The sequence below is a fragment of the Flavobacteriales bacterium genome, from assembly GCA_016715895.1.
Lineage (GTDB): Bacteria > Bacteroidota > Bacteroidia > Flavobacteriales_F > PHOS-HE28 > PHOS-HE28.
The window spans coordinates 1233447-1250951 of record JADJXH010000004.1; the positions used below are offsets into that span (position 1 = coordinate 1233447).

Consider the following 17505-nt stretch of genomic DNA (forward strand, 5'->3'; position numbering starts at 1 on the left):
CCTCAATACTTCACCCAGCGCACCTGCCCGACGCGGCCGTCGGCTGAACGCACGCGCGCCAGATAGAGCCCCGGGGGAAGCGTGGACACATCCACCATCATGGGCATGCCGGATGACGTTCCGGCCGGGAGCGGCATCCGCCGACCCTGCACGTCCACCACCTCCACCGCCACGGGCACACCACCCTCCACGTTCAGGTACACGGTACCCTCGGCCGGGTTGGGGAAGACGCTGGCGTGAAGGCCATTGCGTTCCTCGAGCCCGGTGGACGTGTTCAGGTCGAAGCCGATGTCCTGCCAGGTGGTGCTGGTGGTGTTGCCCGTCACATCGGTGGGGTTCAGCGAATACAGCTTCCGGTCGGTGTTGGTGGTGCCGTAACAGCCGAAGTTGGTCGTGGTGCTGTTGGTGAAGTGGATGTCCACGATCAGGGTCTGTGCGGGGTCGAAGAGGAAGGGCGTTTGCATGGGGATCACGAACCAGTCGCCCGTGGTGCCCGGCGGGATGTCGAAGGTGGCGAGCTGGAGCACGGTGTCCAGCCCGGTGAAGAAGGTGTTGCCCCCGCTGAACGTGGTGGCCGTGGTCTGACCCATGCGCACGAGCAGGGCGCCGAGGGTGTTGCCATTGGCCACGCCGGTGGTGCCGTAGCGGTAGTAGAGCCGGGTGATCTCGCCCGCCACGGCGTTCGTGAGGTCGCCGGGCAGGTAGAGGCTTTGGGTGTGCGGAGCGGTGCCCACGTTACCCAGCAGGAAGGTGCTGTTGCTGGTGCCACAGCACTTCTGCACGGCTTGGGCGTGCGCGTGGATGAGGCTGGCTGCGGCGAGGGCCAGGGTCAGGGTCCGGAGCATCGGCAGGAGGGTTGTTCCGCCAAGGTAGCGGATCCCGCACGCGTGCTTCGGGCCCCGGGCCGGCTCAGAGCTTCTTGATCTCCTTCTCGGTGACCCACTTGTCGCCGAAAAGGCTGTTGTCGAACTTGATGTGGTACTTGTTCTCGCCCACCTCGATCACGGTGGCGGGCTCGGGCACCATGCCGTACTCCACCTCCACCTTGTCGCCCACCTTGAACTTGGTGAGCGCGCCGGACGGAGCTTCGGTGGCGCCGCCCTTGAGGCGGTCGGGGCCCACCCACTCGTTGAAGGTCTCGCTCCAGCCATCATAGCTCACGAAGTACTGGCCGTCCTTCACCTCCAGCACCTTGCCCGGATACCAGGCGCCGGCGGATTCGATCTGCACCTTGTCGCCGGCCCGCTGGGCGATGGCGCCGAGGCTGGACAGCAGGAAGAGGAGGGGAAGCAGGGTACGCATGGGATGGAGGCTGTTCGGGTTACGAGGTCCTAATGTAGTGTGGGGCCGGGCGCACAGGACAAGCGTCATGCCAAAGCCCGGAAAGCGCGCCTTACTTTGTTGACATGGCCGAACGGAACGGGTTCCACGCGCTGGCGGTGGAGGCGGGCGAGCTGGCCGGCTTCGCCGGACGCTTCTTCCGCAACGCCTTCCACGCGCGGTTCGAGTGGCGTGAACTGATGCGGCAGGCCGCGATCAACGGCTATCAGTCCCTGCCGTTGGTGGGCATCACGGCCTTCATCATGGGGCTGGTGCTCACCGTGCAGAGCCGGCCCACGCTGGCGCGCTTCGGGGCGGAGAGCATGCTGCCGGCCATGGTGGCCATCAGCGTGGTGCGCGAGATCGCCCCGGTGATCACCGCGCTGATCTGCGCGGGCAAGATCGGCAGCAGCATGGGGGCCGAGCTGGGCAGCATGAAGGTCACCGAGCAGATCGACGCCATGGAGGTGAGCGGCACCAACCCCTTCCGCTACCTGGCGGTCACCCGCATCTGGAGCACCACGCTGATGCTGCCGGTGCTGGTGGTGCTGGCGGACGCCATCGCCATCTGGGCCAGCTGGGTGGGCGTCAACATCCGCGACACGGTGAGCTGGCCGCTGTTCTACCGCCAGGTGTTCGATTCGCTCGAGTACGGCGACTTCCTGCCCGCCTTCGCCAAGAGCTACCTCTTCGGCTTCGCCATCGGGGTCGTGGGTTGCTTCAAGGGCTTCACCACGGCCAAGGGCACCGAGGGGGTGGGCCGCAGCGCGCACAGCGCGGTGGTGGTGGCCAGCCTGCTCATCTTCATCCTGGACCTCATCGCCGTGCAGATCACCGACCTGCTCGGGCTCACCTGATGGCCGCCACCGACACCCCGCCCGCCGCCGAGCGCGTGATCGCCGTGCGCGACCTGCAGGTCGCCTTCGGCGCCAACAAGGTGCTGCGCGGCTTCGACCTCGACCTGTTCCGTGGCGAGAACGTGATGGTGCTCGGCAAGAGCGGCAGCGGCAAGAGCGTGCTCATCAAGTGCATCGTGCGGCTCCTGATCCCCGATGCCGGCCGCATCGAGGTCCTCGGACAGGATGTGCTGGCGCTCGACCAGGAGCAGCTGGACCACCTGCGCGTGCGCATCGGATTCCTGTTCCAGAGCAGCGCGCTGTACGACAGCATGACGGTGCAGGAGAACCTGGAGTTCCCGCTCCGGCGCCACTGGCTGGCCACCTCGCGCGCGGCCACCGAGGCGTTGGTGGACGAGGTGCTCACCGCCGTGGGCCTGGCGCACACCCGCGCCATGTACCCCAGCGAGCTCAGCGGCGGCATGAAGCGGCGCATCGGCCTGGCACGCACCCTCATCCTCAAGCCGGAGATCGTGCTCTACGATGAGCCCACCACCGGCCTGGACCCGATCACCGGGCGCGAGATCGTGGAGCTCATCCTGCAGCTCCAGCGGCAGTACAACACCAGCAGCATCATCATCTCGCACGACCTCAACGTGGCCAAGCTCGCCGCCAACCGCATCGCGCTGTTGCACGAGGGCCGCAACCGCGTCGAGGGTTCATACACCGACTTCCTGGCCAGCGACGATCCCGTCGTCAAGGAGTTCTTCATCTTCATGTGAGCCATGCCCAGAACCTCCGAACAGTCCCTTCGTCTTGGTCTATTCGTTCTTGCCGGCACCGCGGTGCTCGTCATCGGCCTCTACCTGCTGGGCAGCAAGCGCGACCTGTTCAGCCGCACCATCACGGTGGAGGCCGTGTTCCAGCAGGTGGGCGGTCTGCGGCCGGGCAACAACGTGCGCTACATGGGCATCAACGTGGGCACGGTGAAGGACATCGCCATCACCAGTGACACCACGGTGCGCGTTCGCCTGGCGATCCGTGAGGAGGCGGCCGGGCACATCCGCAGCAACGCCGTGGCCACCGTGGGCACCGACGGCCTCATGGGCAACCGGCTGGTGAACCTGGCACCAGGGGAGGGGGAGGGTGCCCCGCTGGCGGAGGATGTCGTGCTGCCGAGCAGCGTGCCGCTGGACACCGACCTGATGCTGCGCACGTTGGACCGCACCAACGCCAACCTGGCCGCCATCACCGACGATGTGCGGGAGCTGGCCGCCCGCCTCAACACCAAGGGCAACGCGGTGGACCTGCTGGCGGACACGGTGCTGGCGCACGACCTGGGCGCCGCGCTGCGCGAGATCCGCATCGCGGCCGGGCATGCGCGCGCGGCCACCGCGGGCATCGACGCGCTGATGGGCGACGTGCGCGAGGGCAAGGGCGTGCTCGGCACCCTGGTGGGCGACCCGGCCAGCGAACAGCAGGTGCGGGGCCTGCTGGGCAACCTGCGGCAGGTGAGCGACTCCCTGCATGCGGCCACCGAGGGCATCAACCGCTTCGCGGAGGCGTTGAACACACCCGGCGGCATGGCGCACACCTTGACCGCCGACACGCTGCTGACGCTCGACCTGAGGCGGACGCTTTCACGCCTGGACACCGGTTCGGCCCTGCTCAACGAGGACCTGCGGGCGCTGCAGCGCAACTGGTTCTTCCGCGGCTACTTCAAGGACAAGGAGAAGGTGCTGAAGCGCGGCACGCGGACGAGGCCGTGAGGACAGCACCTGTTGTGCGCAAGCCTATGGCAACTGCGCATGGCGGACGGCCGTTGGAACCGTCCCACCGATGTTCTGCAGGATAAGGTCGCGGTCGTTGCTCCCACCGGTATAGCGGACCAGTCCGTTGAGGTTCAGGTCTTCCTGTCCGTACTGCCCGGTAAGGGTCGCGGTCGGCACGGTACCTCCGATGGCGTTGAGGACGAGGTCGCGGTCGTTGCCGATCCCGGTGTACTTCACTTGTCCGTCACCGTTGAGGTCACCTGCCCAAAGCACCAGGGTGTTACCGATCGGTTTGCGGGCGTTGGATCCATAGGTGGGCGTGGTGGCCTGGGTCAGATCGATCGAGGTCGAGGAGGGGCCCAAAGCCAGCGGGCCAAGGGTCATCACAGGCAGATGGTTCCGATGGCAGACGGCCACGTGATACTGCCCCGGTGAGCCCGGAATGGCCAGCTCACTGACGCCGTCCAAGGCGACCACGTCGCCATCACGTTGCAGCAAAGCAGGTACCCGGCTCACCACGATCGCCGGGTCGGAGTCCTCGCGTAGCTCCACAAGCAGCCAATCCACGATGGCATTCACCCCGGTGATGGTCAATACGCCTGGGGGCAGCGTGGCTCCGGCAGCGTAGGTGGGGGGGAGACCAAGTGAGGAGTACGGTTCGCTCTGGGGGAAGGCGGCCAGGCCACGGAGCACATCCAACATGGCACCGCTGCCGGTGTTGTACGGGCCCTCCAACCACACCTTCAGGGAAAGGCGGATCAGGTCACCACTGCAGGTGCAATCCGCGCGTACCACATCGTTCGGGGTTGCGGGGTCCCCATCGTCACAGGCAGCACCGGGCGTGCAATTCGCAGGCGTGAACGCGATGCCATAGTAGAAGGCCTGGCCGGTGGCTTGGTACAGCAGTTCCTCGGGGCTGCCTGCTCCCAGATCGGTCCACTTGACCAGCTTGGAGGGAGCGTTGTGGACCCCGTAGATGACCGGGACGGTATCGTTGAAGTCCACCGCGATCCGGACCAGCCAGTTGCTCGGGGCACAGAACAGGTCATAGGGGTTGGTCCAGACGCTGCCGTTCCACACCATTTTCCGAACACGGTTGGTGCCATAGACAGCGTAGGCCGTGTTCCCGTCCGGGCTGAACTGGACGTCCAACGCATTGGGTACGGGGAACAACGAAGTGGCCGAAGTGGGTGCCGTGGGGGAGCCCTGACCGATCTGCAGCACGCCGTCCGTGCCGGAGTTCGTGCAGGAGTATAGTTGACCGTTGTCGAACCGGAGGCCCCTGGATTCGATCGGGTTGATGACCTGCTGGGTTCCGGGCCCGAACAGGCAGACACCGCTCGATTGCGATCCGGTCCACACATGGCTGTCGTCCACCGCGATCTGCGTCATGGTCTCAGCACTGAACAGCGCATTGGTCGCGTACTCCCGGGTGCAGTTACCGCTTGCATCCATGCGGCCCACCACCCTGGGGACCTGGGCGGAGGAGGTGGAGGTGAGACTTGTGGGGTAGGCCACCGTGGAGGCAAAACCCGTGAAGAAGAGGGCATCTCCGGATGGGGAGCGGGCCAACTGGGAACCCGTGGTCCAGTTCATGGTGCCGACCACGGCGTGCTGCCCTGTGCTCGGCACTTGGAACGTGGCAGTGGGTGTTCCGTCCTTGGCGAACTCCCGGATCAAATAAGGCCCCCCGCTCAGGGAGCCGGTCGTGTATTCAAGGACCGCGATGCGGCCTGGGGTGAAGGACTGGCCTCCGACGATAGTGGCGAGGGTCAGACCCAGGACAGGAGCGAAATACCGCAGGTTCCTGATCATGGGAACAGGTGCTAGGTGATGCCTTGTTGAAGGTTAGACGTGCGGATGGGACAGGGTTGCCACCTTCCTGATGCACGAACGGCGCCCCGAAGGACGCCGTTCGCAGGCCACAGGACCGATGCCGGTCACCGCAGGCCCGGGACCCGTTCGGCTTACGCCTTGGTGAACCGCACCGTACGTCGCTGACCGTTCTGGTCGAGCACCAGCACGTAGGTGCCGGGGTCCAGCCGGCTCACGTCCACCCGCTGAAGGGCCGGGCCGCGGAACCGGCCACCGAGCATGGCCCGCCCGGCCAGATCGGTGATGCGCCAGTCCGCCGCGTAGGCTTCCACGAAGAGGTCCTGCACGCAGGGGTTCGGATAGGCCTGCACGGGAAGGGTGCCGCGTTCGCTCAAGCCCACATCGCCCGGCGCGAAGACCAGCACGGTGCTCCCGTCATCGATCACGATGGGATGAAGCGGTGCCGTGTTCCAAAGGGTGAGCTCGTCCTCGGTGCTGGCCACCTTCGCCAGGTTTCCGAAGATGCCCAGCGGGGTGATGGCCGTTCCATGCCCCGAATAGGTCCACGTCACCGTCCCGGGACCATCGCTGTCCTCGTAAGTGTCGGTCTGGCTCTGGCCGAAGGACATGGGGAATGAGAGGATGCGCTTCGGGTCGATGTAGTAGTTCGGATCGGACGGTACATCGGTGGCCACCACCTCCAACACATTGATGTCGATGGTGAGGTACATGTGGTCGGTGCCCACACCGGTCACGGTCTGCACCCAGGCCCAGTTGGCCGAGGGGTACATGGCGGCGAAGGGCGTGTTGCCCGCGTTGGTGAAATCCAGTGTGCCGATGGGCTGCAGGGTCACGCTGCTCAGGTCCCAGGTCTGGTTCGCGCCGTCCGAGGGCTCGGTGGCCGACCCGGGGCTGGTCACCACGTACATGTCCAGCTGAACGCCGCCCGGCTCGACAAGGGCGGAGACCAGCGTGGGTTGGGCTTGGACGGAGAGGACGGGAAGTAGAAGGAATGCGAGAGTAATGTGTTTCATCAGGTTGTGTTTATTCGTGAAAGGTCGGTCATGGTACATGCATCGGGCAAGCCGGAAGACCGGAGTTCTTCACCGGGTCGTGGTGGTGGACGTCTCAGCCCGTTGCACCGGCGCTGCCAGGATCAGGCCGGGGGGCTCGGGCCAGCTGAAGGCACCGTAGCCGACCTCGGGGTCCCTGAAGCGGGAACGGCGCCCCTGTGGACGCCGTTCACCATCTGTTCCGTGATCCGAGGGGTCCTCGGCCTTATTCGGCCAGCACCAGCACGGTGTTGCGGCTCACCTCCACCACGCCGCCCTTCACGGCGAAGGTCTTCTCGCCCTTGTCCGTGCGAAGCTTCACCTCACCGGCCTTTAGCACGGTGATCAGCGGGGCGTGGTTCTCCAGGAAGCCCATGCTGCCATCCACGCCGGGCACGCCCACGTAGCTGGCCTCGCCCTTGAAGAGCTCCTTGTCGGGGGTGATGATCTCGACTCTCATGTGCTCATGTGCTCATGGGCCCATGTGCACATGTGCACATGGCCACATGGTTCCTCAGGCTTTCGCGGCTTCGGCCAGCATCTTCTTGCCGGCGGCGATCACGTCCTCGATGTTGCCCTTCAGGTTGAAGGCGGCCTCGGGGTACTCGTCCATCTGGCCGTCCAGGATCATGTTGAAGCCCTTGATGGTCTCCTCGATGGGCACCATCACGCCCTTGAGGCCGGTGAACTGCTCGGCCACGAAGAAGGGCTGGCTCAGGAAGCGCTGCACCTTGCGGGCGCGGAACACGCTGAGCTTGTCGTCCTCGCTCAGTTCGTCCATGCCCAGGATGGCGATGATGTCCTGCAGTTCCTTGTAGCGCTGGAGGATGGCCTTCACACGCTGGGCGCAGGTGTAGTGCTCCTCGCCCACGATGGCGGGGGTGAGGATGCGGCTGGTGCTGTCCAGGGGGTCCACCGAGGGGTAGATGCCCAGCTCGGCGATCTTGCGGCTCAGCACCGTGGTGGCGTCGAGGTGGGCGAAGGTGGTGGCGGGGGCGGGGTCGGTGAGGTCATCCGCCGGCACGTACACGGCCTGCACGCTGGTGATGGAGCCGCGCTTGGTGGAGGTGATGCGCTCCTGCATGGCGCCCATCTCGGTGGCCAGGGTGGGCTGGTAACCCACGGCGCTCGGCATCCGGCCCAGCAGGGCGGACACCTCGGAACCCGCCTGCGTGAAGCGGAAGATGTTGTCCACGAAGAAGAGGATGTCGCGGCCGCCGCTCTGCTCGTCGCCATCGCGGAAGTACTCCGCCAGGGTCAGTCCGCTCAGGGCCACGCGGGCGCGGGCGCCGGGCGGCTCGTTCATCTGGCCGAAGATGAAGGTGGCCTGGCTGGTGGCGAGGTCGTCGTAGTTCACCTTGCTCAGGTCCCAGCCGCCCTCCTCCATGCTGTGCTTGAAGCCTTCGCCGTACTTGATGATGCCGGCCTCGATCATCTCGCGGAGCAGGTCGTTGCCCTCGCGGGTGCGCTCGCCCACGCCGGCGAACACGCTGTAGCCGCTGTAGCCCTTGGCGATGTTGTTGATCAGCTCCTGGATCAGCACGGTCTTGCCCACGCCGGCACCACCGAACAGGCCGATCTTGCCGCCCTTGGCGTAGGGCTCGATGAGGTCGATCACCTTGATGCCGGTGAACAGCACCTCGGTGCTGGTGGTGAGCTCCTCGAACTTGGGCGCCTCGCGGTGGATGGGGTAGGTCTTGCCGGTGTTCACCTCCTTCATGCCGTCGATGGCCGCGCCGGTGACGTTGAACAGGCGGCCCTTGATGGCGTCGCCCACGGGCATGCTGATCGGCTGGCCCTGGCCGTGCACCTCGGCGCCGCGGTTGAGGCCATCGGTGCTCTCCATGCTGATGGCGCGCACGGTGTCCTCACCGATCAGCTGCTGGGTCTCCAGCACCAGGATGGTACCGTCCGGGCGGGTGATGTGCAGCGCGTCGTAGATGTTGGGCAGCGAGCTGGCGCCTTCGAAGCGCACGTCGACCACCGGTCCGATGACCTGGACGACCTTTCCGATGTGCTTGGCCATGAGGGGGTTGAGCGGTTGGGAGGGCGATGCCTCCGATTTGCGGCCGCGAAGGTAGGGCTTCCCCCCGGAAGCACCAATGGACGTTCTCAACAGGTGTTGGCGGGGGGATGCGCCGGGCCGTTCCTTCCCCCCTTCCGACCTTCGCCCCCGATGCAGGTGCATACAGACCTCGAGCGGTTCCTGGGCGTGGAACGCCCGGTGCTCACCACGGGCACCTTCGATGGCGTCCATCAAGGTCACCGCGTGATCCTCGACCGCCTCAACCAGGTGGCGCGGCGCGAAGCGGGCAGCTCGGTGCTCTTCACCTTCCACCCGCACCCGCGGATGGTGCTCTTCCCCACGGACAACGACCTGAAGCTGCTGAGCACCCAGAAGGAGAAGATCGCCCTGTTGGAGGCCGCCGGGGTGGACCACCTGCTGGTGATCCCCTTCAGCCGGGCCTTCAGCCGCCTGAAGGCCTTGGAGTACGTGCGCGATGTGCTGGTGGAGGCCATCGGGGTGCACGCCCTCGTGATCGGCCACGACCACCGTTTCGGGCGCAACCGCGAGGGCGACATCCACCTGCTTCGGCAGTTGGGTGAGGTCTACGACTTCCAGGTGGAGGAGATCCCCGCGCACGAGGTGGACCACGTGCAGGTGAGCAGCACCAAGGTGCGGCAGGCCTTGCTGGAAGGGGATGTGCGCACGGCGGCCAGCCTCCTGGGCTACGCCTACACCCTGGGCGGGGTGGTGGTGAAGGGCGACCAGCGCGGCCGCGGCATCGGCTTCCCCACGGCCAACCTGGGCCTGGTGGACCCCTTCAAGCTGGTGCCGGCCAACGGGGTGTATGCCATCACGGCCACCGTGCGCGGCCGGCGGTTCGAGGGCATGCTGAACATCGGCGTGCGCCCCACCGCGGTGCGCGAGGGAGAGCGCACCATCGAGGCCCACCTGTTCGGGTTGGACCAGGAGGTGTACGGCGAACCGATGGAGCTGCAACTGCACGCCCGCCTGCGTGACGAACGCACGTTCCCCGGCCTCGATGCGTTGAAGGAACAGCTTCACCGCGACCGCGAGGCCGCCCAGGCGGCGCTGAACACCCTGCCTGCGTCATAGCTCGAGCATGCCCATGTCCGCCATCCCCGCCATGCATCGCCGCATCCCGCCCGCCGGCCGATGGGCGCGTGTCGCCCGCTTCGTTCTTCGCTCCTGTCTGTTGTTCCTTGTTCCTTGTTCCTTCCCGTCGGCCGCCCACGCCCAGCCGCTGCCCCAGTCCACGCTGGACACGGTGCGCACCTACCGCAGCCTTGAGCGCGCCCTGGCCGAGCCCATGCAGGTCCACCGCCTGGACCTCAGCAAGCAGAAGCTCAAGGCCGTGCCCGAGGAGCTGCGGCGATTGCCCAACCTCAACGCCCTGGACCTGGGTCGCAACAAGCTGAAGGAGCTGCCCCCGTGGTTCACCGACCTGGCCAACCTGCAGGAGCTCACCCTGAGCGGCAACAAGCTGGTGGACTTCCCCGAGGTGATCTGCGGGCTGCGCCACCTGAAGCGGCTGGACATGAGCCGCAACGCGCTCACCGGTCTGCCGGCCTGCCTGGGGCGCCTCCAGGAGCTCAGCAGCCTCGACCTGTGGAGCAACGACCTGGCCACCTTCCCCGAGGAGCTCGAAGGGCTGGAGGCCCTGCGCTACGTGGACCTGCGGGTGATCCAGTTCAGCCCCAAGGAGATGGAGCGCATCGCCGAGCTGTGGCCGCGGGCCAAGATCCAGTTCAGCGCGCCGTGCAACTGCGGCATGTGAGCGAGCGGCGCCCATGAGCCCCTTCACCTGGAGCCTGCTCGAAGCCGTCGCGGCCTGCGGCAACCTCGCCTACACGGTGCTCATGCTCTACGAGCGGCGCATCGGCTGGCTCTTCGGCATCGCGGCTTCCGCCTTGGGCATCGCACTCTTCCTCCATCAGCAGGTGTTCGCACAGGTGGCGCTGAACGCCGTCTACGTGGGCATGGGGCTTTACGGCTGGTGGTCGTGGGGCCGCGGACAGGGCGCCGAACTGCCGATCGTCCGGCGCGGGGGACGCTTCCACGCACGGGCCATCGGCACAGGCTTGCTGGGCACCCTGGTCCTGGCGCTGCTGCTGCGCCTGCTCCCCGGGGCGCAGCACGTGGCACTGGATGGCTTCGCCACGGCCTTCAGCCTGCTCGCCACCTGGATGCTGGCGCGCAAAGTGCTGGAGAACTGGGCCTACTGGATCGTGGCGGATGCCGTGGCCATCGCGCTGTACGCCATGCTGGGCCTGTGGTGGTACGTGGGCCTCTATGCGATCTACGTGGTGCTGTCCGCTTCGGCGCTCCGCCGTTGGCACCGGCAATGGCGGGCGGCACAGGGTCCCTGAACCAGCGGCGGGATCAGTCGGCCCCGTGGCCGGGCACAGGCGGCAGCAGGTCGCCATGCGCGCGGCGGAGCGGCCGTTCGTAGAACGTGACGGTGAGCAGCAGGAAGAACAGCAGGTACATGCTGTCCTCCAGCGGGATGGTGCCGATGCGGATGCCGAGGTTCTCCGCATCGTTGTACCACACCACCGGTTCATCGAGCAGCGTGCCGGTGAGCACCCCGTTCACCAGGATGAAGGGGACCAGGTTCACCGCGTAGGCCAGCAGGAAACGGCCGAGATAGGGGCTGCGCAGCACGAACACGTGGACGGTGAGCAGGGCCGCGGTGCACAGGAAGGTGATCGCCGTGTAGATGCGGTCGATGTACAGGCCGCCGACGAGGGTGAGCACTCCGATGAGGATGATCGCCAGCGGCCGGGCCACCGTCCCCAGCACATCGCGGCGCACGAAATAGCGCATCACCTCGTAGATGAAGGTGCAGGAGTAGGGGACCACCAGGAAGAAGAGCCACTCCTCGATGGGCAGGCCGGCGATGTGCGGCCCGGTGAGGTAGCGCGGGTTGAAGCCCCACACGCCGGTGGCGGTGAAGATGGCATCCCACGCAATGAAGGTGGCGGCCATCACGGCGGTGCCGGTGAACAGGCCGGGCCACTTGCGCCAGTAGCGCACACGCGGTTCGAAGCTGCGCAGCAGCGGGAAGCTCAGCGTGAACAGGTCGAGGGCCAGGTACGTGTACGCCTCGCGGCCCTGCAGCGCACCGATGCCGATGATGCCGGCGAAGAAGAAGAGCTGCGCGCCGAGTACCACCTGGGCCAGCGGGTTCGTGCGCTTCACGGGCAGGGTGAAGTAGGCGGCGAAGAAGATCGCGCTCACCACCCCCCACGCCACGTAGTTGCGCATGGGCACCACCCCGCCGTCCCAATTCCAGAAGCCCAGCTGCATGGCCACGGGTTCGATCACCAGGTCCACGCCCACCATCACCAGGGAGGCCACGGCGATGCGGGCCCAGGTGGGCAGGGCCACACCGGCGATCAGCGGCCCGATGCAGAGCACCAGCAGCAGCCAGTTCACGCCGATCATCAAGGGCGTATCCCAGAGCTTCAGGCCCAACGCATCGCCGTAGTGGTAGTGGCCGAAGATGATCCCCGTGCGCACGCCGGCCATCTCCACCAGGAAGCCGAGCACCAGCACGCCGGCCGCAAAGGCGAGGGTGAGCGCATCAGGTCGCGTGTGCAGCAGCAGCAGCAGGGCGATGATGAGCAGGGTCACCGGTGTGAGCGGCACGAGGTGTTCGGCCCACGGGCTGGCCAGTCCCGCCAGGCCCACGGATTGGAGCACCACGATGATGAAGGTGGCGCGAGGAAGGGTGAACAGGTGGAGCAGCCGGTCCATCACGCGGGGGCGATCGTTGCGGTGGCGATGCGGGCGCTCAGCAGGCTCAGCGGGATCCCCCCGCCGGGATGCACGCTGCCGCCGCAGAAGTGCAGGCCGCGCACCCTCGGGTGGTCGTTGGGGTGGCGCAGGAAGGCCGCCCACGGGCTGTTGCTGCTCGTGCCGTAGATCGACCCCTGATGGCTGAAGGTGGCCGCTTCGATCCCCGCCGGGTCCAGCACCTCCTCCACGGCGATCAGCGGCGCCGGGTCCACCCCCAGGGTGCCCTGCACCTTGGCCAGCACGGTGCGCCGCGCGTGGGCCACGAGGGCCTCGCGGTCCTGGCCGACATACCGTGGCGCATTGATCATCACGAACCAGTTCTCGCACCCGGGTGGCGCGTCCTGCGGGTCCTCCTTGCTGGTGATGTTGATGTAGACCGTGGGGTCGTCGCCCAGGTCCAGCGTGTCGAACAGGTGGTGGAACTCGGTGCGGTGGTCGCGGCTGAACAGGATGTTGTGCAGGCCCAGTTCGGGGAACTTGCGCGTGATGCCCCAGTAGAAGACCAGCGCCGAACTGCTGCGCTCCTGCCGCAAGGTGCGCTCCGGGGCGGGCAGGTCCGGCATCAGCCTTCGGTAGGCCGGTTCCACATCCATGTTGCAGAGCACCACGTCGGCGTCCACGTCAGTACCGTTCACACGTACGCCCGCCACCCGGCGTCGATCGGAGCTGAAGCGGATCCGCTCCACGGGCGCGTTGACGTGATAGCGCACCCCGAGCGCTTCGCCCAGGGCGTGCAGGGCGGTCACGATGCGGCGCATGCCGCCCACGGCGTGGTAGGCTCCGTGGCCATGCTCCAGCCCGGGGATCATCCGCATGATGCCCGGTGTCCGGTACGGATCGCTGCCGTTGTAGGTGGCGTAGCGGTCGAAGAGCTGCACGGCCTTGGGGTGCTTCAGGGCCTGTTCGTTCACGTGGTGCAGGCTTCCGAACAGTTCCTGCGGACGCGCCGCCAGGAGCGCCTGTGACACGCCGCCTTTCCACAGGGTGCTCCATCGATGCAGGGAGTGCTCCAGAAAGGTGCGGCCCGTGCGGTCGAGCAGGGTGGATGCGCGGTGCAGGTACGCCCGAGTGGCTGCGCGGGGCACGCCCAGCACGCGCTCCAGTTCCTCCGCGAGGCGCTCCGGATCGCTCCAGCCGGTCACGCGGGTGCCGTCCTCCCACCAATAGCGGAAGGCGACCTCCAGCCGGCGATGGCTGAAGTGCGGGGCCATGGGCCGGCCGGCGAGCGTGAAGAGCTCCTCCACCAGATGGGGCATGGTGAAGAGCGAAGGGCCCTTGTCGAAGCGGTAGCCGCCGAGCTGGAGTTCCGCCAACTTGCCACCGGGTGTGCCGGCGGCTTCAAAGGCATCCACGCGATAGCCCTTCACCGCAAGCCGCACGGCGGCGGCCAGCCCGGCCACGCCGGTGCCGACCACGATGGCGCGCGCAGGCTTCCCCATGGGCGCAAAGGAACGAACGGGCCCCCGCAGCGGTTCGCGGAGGCCCGTTCGTCGTGCGGTGTGATCAGCGCTTGGTGAACGGCGCGGGTCGCCAGCGTCCATCGGTGCCCACGCTCAGCCAGTACGCGCCCGGGGCCAGGTCGTGCACATCGATGCGTTGACGGTCACCGGCGGCGGCAGTGTGGTCCTTCACCACGCGTCCCGCGCCATCGGTGATGCGCAGCACGGCACCTGCGTCCACGGGTGCAGGCAGGGTCACATCCACCGACGCGTCGGCAGGCACGGGAAAGAGACCCGGCATCGGTCGATCGTCATCCGGCAGCCCCACGCTGAGGTCGGTGATGGCCACGTGCGCGTGCACCATCGCGAAGTCGCCGCCCATCACCAGCGCGTTGCCCAGCACGGCCACCGCATGCACCGGGGCCTCCAGCCAGATCATGGGCTCGGCCGCGTCGGGTGTGCCGAGGAAGCGGCCGATGTGGGTGCCGTCGGTCAGCATCTGGTACAGGCTGAACACACCGCCGAAGTAGATCGCACCGGCATGATGCGCCAGGCTGCTGATGTAGGTGGGGCCCACGCCGGCGGGCATGTACGTGTCGTGGTTCGGAAGAAGCTCCTCCCAGGTGGTGGAGCCCGGTGCCAGCCTTGCCAGACCATATGTGGGTACGATGTTGGCCCAAAGATCACCGGCGGCGTAAAGGGTGTCGTTCACGCTCAGCAGCGCACGCACCGGCGCATCCAGTCCGATGGCGAGGTTCTGCCAGTCGCCGCTGCCGATGGTGGCGCAGCGCACCAGCACAGGCTCGATGGGGGACTCCAACGTGGTGAACGCACCGCCGACCACCAGCTGCCCGTTGTGCGTGGCCAGGGCCATCACCGTGGCATCGAAGGGGCTGCCCACCTGCTCCCAATAACCGTTCACGAGCCGCTTCACCACGTCATCCGTGCCCGCAAAGCCACTGGCCTCGCCTGCGGCGTGCAGCACGCCGTTGTGGACGTGCAGCGCATGCGTGCGCGGGGCCATGCCGGGGAACAGGTTGGCGTAGGACCAGGTGCTTCCGTTCCAGATGGCCAGGTCGGCCTGCTCGTTCTCGAAGGTGCCGCCCAGGTAGATGAGCCCGTTGTGTTCGATCGCGCACGCGGCCGCTCCGCTCACGCCGTTCCCCAGGGCACTGTAGCTGCTGCCGTTCCAAAGGGCCACGCGCGTGGCGGCGGTGCCACCGGCCGTGGTGAAGGCACCGGCCACCAGCAGGTCGCCGGTGCCCAGCGCGAGCAGGGCCGTCACGCTGCTGTCCGTGCCCGTGCCCAGGGTGTTCCAGGGGATGCTCGGCGGATAGCCCGGCTGGATCCAGGCCAGTTCATCGGCGGTGAATCCGTGGTCCGTGGCCCAGCCGGCGATGGGCGTGCCCAGGGTCGGCGATCGCAGCAGGTCGGCCACATAGGCCAGTTCCGCTTCGGCATCGATGTGTTCGGCGAGCGCGCGGTGCCCGCTCTCGATCATCAACTGGCCCACCGCGCATGCGGTGTGGTGCGGGTCGATGAACACCGGGTTGCGGTAGGGCAGCACATGGTTCTGCGGAAAGGTGCGGCCTTCGGCGTACACGCTCAGTGCGTCCAGGAGGCGATGGCGCTGGTCCGCCTGCGCGGCGGAAAGGCCTTCGGGCGAGCGGGTCAGCAGGTGTTCACGCACCAGGCGCAGGTGGGTGGCGATGCGGTCCGCTTCACTGCGGAAGGACACTGTGGCCGCTCCGCCCGCCGGTGAGGGGTCCATCGTCGCCCATTGGCGGTTCACTTCCATCAGGTGTGCGTACAGCGGTGCGCTTCGTTGCGGGGCCAGCTGTGCGTGCAGTGCAAGCGTGCCCAGCAGGAAGATCGGGAGTATGGTGGTCCTGTTCATGGTCGTTCGTCTTGGTCCGTGTTGTCCAATAGAGGGGACGCGCCATGGCATCGCTGCCTGCCCGGTGATGGACCGTTACTTTCACGGCGGATGGAGCTCGTGCGCATCGCCATCGTGGGGCCGGAGAGCAGCGGCAAGACGACGCTGTGTGAAGCGCTGATGCACCATTTCTTCGCCGGTCATGTGACCGAAGGAGCCCGCGAATACCTCGAGGAGCTCGGCCGGCCCTACACCGAGGACGACGTGCTGGAGATGGCCCGTGGTCAGGCGCAGATGCATCAGGATGCACCACTCTTCGCGGCGGAGCACTGGGAAGCGACGGGTGGTGCCGATGGCCTGGGCACCGCGCCGGTGGAACCCGTCTTCTTCGACACCGACACGGTGAACTTCGTCATCTGGTCGCGCGAGAAGTACGGGCGCGTGCATCCGACGATCGAACACCTGGTGGGCGAGGTGCACTACGACTGGCGTCTGCTGTGCCGGCCGGACATCCCCTGGGAGCCCGATCCGCTCCGCGAGAACTCGCATGACCGCGACCGGCTGTTCGAGGTGTGGATGAACGAGCTGCGATCGAGAGGTCTGCCCTTCACGGTGATCGAGGGCGATCGCGCACAGCGGATGGATGTGGCCACCCTGGTGGTGGATGACCTGCTGCGGCGTGCGCGGCGTTGACCCGGTATCTTCGACGGCGCATGGCTTCAGGCAAGCTCGACCTTGGTCCCCTGCGCCGCTCGCTCAGCGCGCTGCGGAAAGTGACCCGCATGGACCTGGAGGACGATGTGGTCCGCGATGCGGCCGTCAAGCGTTTCGAATTCACGTACGAGATGTCGTGGAAGATGATGCGCCGACACCTGCAATGGGCCGGTGCGCAGGACCTGGACTACGTGCCCCGTCGTGAGCTGTTCCGCCTCGCCGCGCGCGCCTCGCTCATCGACGACCCGACCCGGTGGTTCGCCTATCACGAGGCCCGCAACCTCACCAGCCATACCTACGATGAGGTCAGCGCGCGCAAGGTGACCGCGTTGCTCGGCGCCTTCGTGAAGGATACGGCCACGCTCATGCGGAGACTGAAGGAGCATCATGCTTGATCTGCATCCCGATCATCGCGCCGAGGTGCGGCGCATCCTGGCCGAGCGAGTGCCGGGTGCGAAAGCCTGGGCCTTCGGTTCGCGCGCGAAGGGCACGGCACGGCGCTTCAGCGACCTCGACCTGGCCATCGACGCCGGGTCCGAACTGGATCTGGCCACCCTCGCCGATCTGCGCCATGCCTTCCAGGAGAGCGACCTGCCGATGAGCGTGGACCTGCTGGACCTGCGGGCGGTGCGGCCACCGTTCAGGCGGCGCGTCCAGCAGGAACAGGTGCCCATCTGAAGGCTTGGACCACCGGTCGTGCGTACGACCTTACCTTCGCACCGTCGTGCAACGGGGTGCCCCGCCTTCGGGTGGGTGCTGAGATCAGACCCGATGAACCTGCGCAGGTAATGCTGCGAAGGGATCCAGCCCGGAAAGGGGCTTCTCCGCGCCACGACACGCATACCCGGAGAAGC

General features: G+C 66.9%; 18 protein-coding genes. 9 read left to right on the forward strand and 9 right to left on the reverse strand.

Going from position 1 to position 17505, the window contains the following annotated elements; genetic code table 11:
- Positions 1-2: 2 nt before the first annotated feature.
- Both IPM49_13950 and IPM49_13955 read right to left on the reverse strand, forming a co-directional pair.
- A complete protein-coding gene (locus tag IPM49_13950) occupies positions 3-845 on the reverse strand; it encodes a T9SS type A sorting domain-containing protein (GenBank protein ID MBK9275626.1) in 843 nt (280 codons plus the stop codon).
- A gap of 64 nt (positions 846-909) precedes the next feature.
- On the reverse strand, positions 910-1302 hold the full coding sequence (locus tag IPM49_13955; protein ID MBK9275627.1) for a hypothetical protein: 393 nt from the start codon (positions 1300-1302) through the stop codon (positions 910-912).
- A 104-nt stretch (positions 1303-1406) separates the two neighbouring features.
- On the opposite strand from IPM49_13955, the gene IPM49_13960 reads away from it, so the two are divergent.
- Genes IPM49_13960 through IPM49_13970 form a run of 3 tightly spaced genes read left to right on the forward strand, consistent with a single transcriptional unit; the run spans position 1407 to position 3925 of the window.
- Entirely contained in the window at positions 1407-2177 is a 771-nt protein-coding gene (locus IPM49_13960; GenBank protein ID MBK9275628.1) for an ABC transporter permease, read from the forward strand.
- Positions 2177-2938 (forward strand): ATP-binding cassette domain-containing protein, encoded by a 762-nt coding sequence (locus IPM49_13965; protein MBK9275629.1) that lies wholly within the window; start codon positions 2177-2179, stop codon positions 2936-2938. Before IPM49_13960 ends, IPM49_13965 begins: the two co-directional genes overlap by 1 nt.
- A gap of 3 nt (positions 2939-2941) precedes the next feature.
- Positions 2942-3925 carry an MCE family protein gene (locus tag IPM49_13970; protein MBK9275630.1) on the forward strand — a complete coding sequence of 328 codons (984 nt, stop codon included), beginning with the start codon at positions 2942-2944 and terminating at the stop codon, positions 3923-3925.
- Positions 3926-3949: 24 nt separating this feature from the next.
- Here IPM49_13970 and IPM49_13975 read toward each other — a convergent pair whose 3' ends face one another.
- From IPM49_13975 to IPM49_13990, 4 genes are all read right to left on the reverse strand, one after another.
- Positions 3950-5743 (reverse strand): hypothetical protein, encoded by a 1794-nt coding sequence (locus IPM49_13975; GenBank protein ID MBK9275631.1) that lies wholly within the window; start codon positions 5741-5743, stop codon positions 3950-3952.
- A gap of 152 nt (positions 5744-5895) precedes the next feature.
- Complete coding sequence (locus IPM49_13980) at positions 5896-6777, reverse strand: T9SS type A sorting domain-containing protein (protein ID MBK9275632.1); 882 nt, start codon at positions 6775-6777, stop codon at positions 5896-5898.
- Positions 6778-7021: 244 nt separating this feature from the next.
- Entirely contained in the window at positions 7022-7255 is a 234-nt protein-coding gene (gene atpC, locus IPM49_13985) for an ATP synthase F1 subunit epsilon (protein MBK9275633.1), read from the reverse strand.
- Between the two features lie 54 nt (positions 7256-7309).
- Positions 7310-8821, reverse strand: a complete 1512-nt coding sequence (locus IPM49_13990) for a F0F1 ATP synthase subunit beta (GenBank protein MBK9275634.1) — start codon at positions 8819-8821, stop codon at positions 7310-7312.
- 150 nt (positions 8822-8971) lie between these two features.
- On the opposite strand from IPM49_13990, the gene IPM49_13995 reads away from it, so the two are divergent.
- Genes IPM49_13995 through IPM49_14005 form a run of 3 tightly spaced genes read left to right on the forward strand, consistent with a single transcriptional unit; the run spans position 8972 to position 11190 of the window.
- Positions 8972-9916 (forward strand): bifunctional riboflavin kinase/FAD synthetase, encoded by a 945-nt coding sequence (locus IPM49_13995; protein ID MBK9275635.1) that lies wholly within the window; start codon positions 8972-8974, stop codon positions 9914-9916.
- A gap of 13 nt (positions 9917-9929) precedes the next feature.
- Positions 9930-10598 carry a leucine-rich repeat domain-containing protein gene (locus IPM49_14000; GenBank protein ID MBK9275636.1) on the forward strand — a complete coding sequence of 223 codons (669 nt, stop codon included), beginning with the start codon at positions 9930-9932 and terminating at the stop codon, positions 10596-10598.
- Positions 10599-10611: 13 nt separating this feature from the next.
- Positions 10612-11190, forward strand: a complete 579-nt coding sequence (locus tag IPM49_14005) for a nicotinamide mononucleotide transporter (protein ID MBK9275637.1) — start codon at positions 10612-10614, stop codon at positions 11188-11190.
- A 13-nt stretch (positions 11191-11203) separates the two neighbouring features.
- Here the strand turns inward: IPM49_14005 and IPM49_14010 are convergent, their stop codons facing one another.
- From IPM49_14010 to IPM49_14020, 3 genes are all read right to left on the reverse strand, one after another.
- The gene (locus IPM49_14010) at positions 11204-12580 is read right to left on the reverse strand and encodes a carotenoid biosynthesis protein (protein MBK9275638.1); all 1377 of its coding nucleotides are present in this window, start codon (positions 12578-12580) and stop codon (positions 11204-11206) included.
- Complete coding sequence (crtI, locus tag IPM49_14015; protein MBK9275639.1) at positions 12580-14061, reverse strand: phytoene desaturase; 1482 nt, start codon at positions 14059-14061, stop codon at positions 12580-12582. Before crtI ends, IPM49_14010 begins: the two co-directional genes overlap by 1 nt.
- Positions 14062-14125: 64 nt before the next feature.
- Positions 14126-15958, reverse strand: coding sequence for a T9SS type A sorting domain-containing protein (locus tag IPM49_14020; GenBank protein MBK9275640.1), 1833 nt, complete (start codon positions 15956-15958; stop codon positions 14126-14128).
- Positions 15959-16048: 90 nt separating this feature from the next.
- On the opposite strand from IPM49_14020, the gene IPM49_14025 reads away from it, so the two are divergent.
- Genes IPM49_14025 through IPM49_14035 form a run of 3 tightly spaced genes read left to right on the forward strand, consistent with a single transcriptional unit; the run spans position 16049 to position 17329 of the window.
- Positions 16049-16630, forward strand: a complete 582-nt coding sequence (locus IPM49_14025) for an ATP-binding protein (protein MBK9275641.1) — start codon at positions 16049-16051, stop codon at positions 16628-16630.
- Between the two features lie 20 nt (positions 16631-16650).
- Complete coding sequence (locus IPM49_14030) at positions 16651-17046, forward strand: nucleotidyltransferase substrate binding protein (GenBank protein MBK9275642.1); 396 nt, start codon at positions 16651-16653, stop codon at positions 17044-17046.
- Positions 17039-17329, forward strand: a complete 291-nt coding sequence (locus tag IPM49_14035; GenBank protein MBK9275643.1) for a nucleotidyltransferase domain-containing protein — start codon at positions 17039-17041, stop codon at positions 17327-17329. Before IPM49_14030 ends, IPM49_14035 begins: the two co-directional genes overlap by 8 nt.
- Positions 17330-17505: the final 176 nt, after the last annotated feature.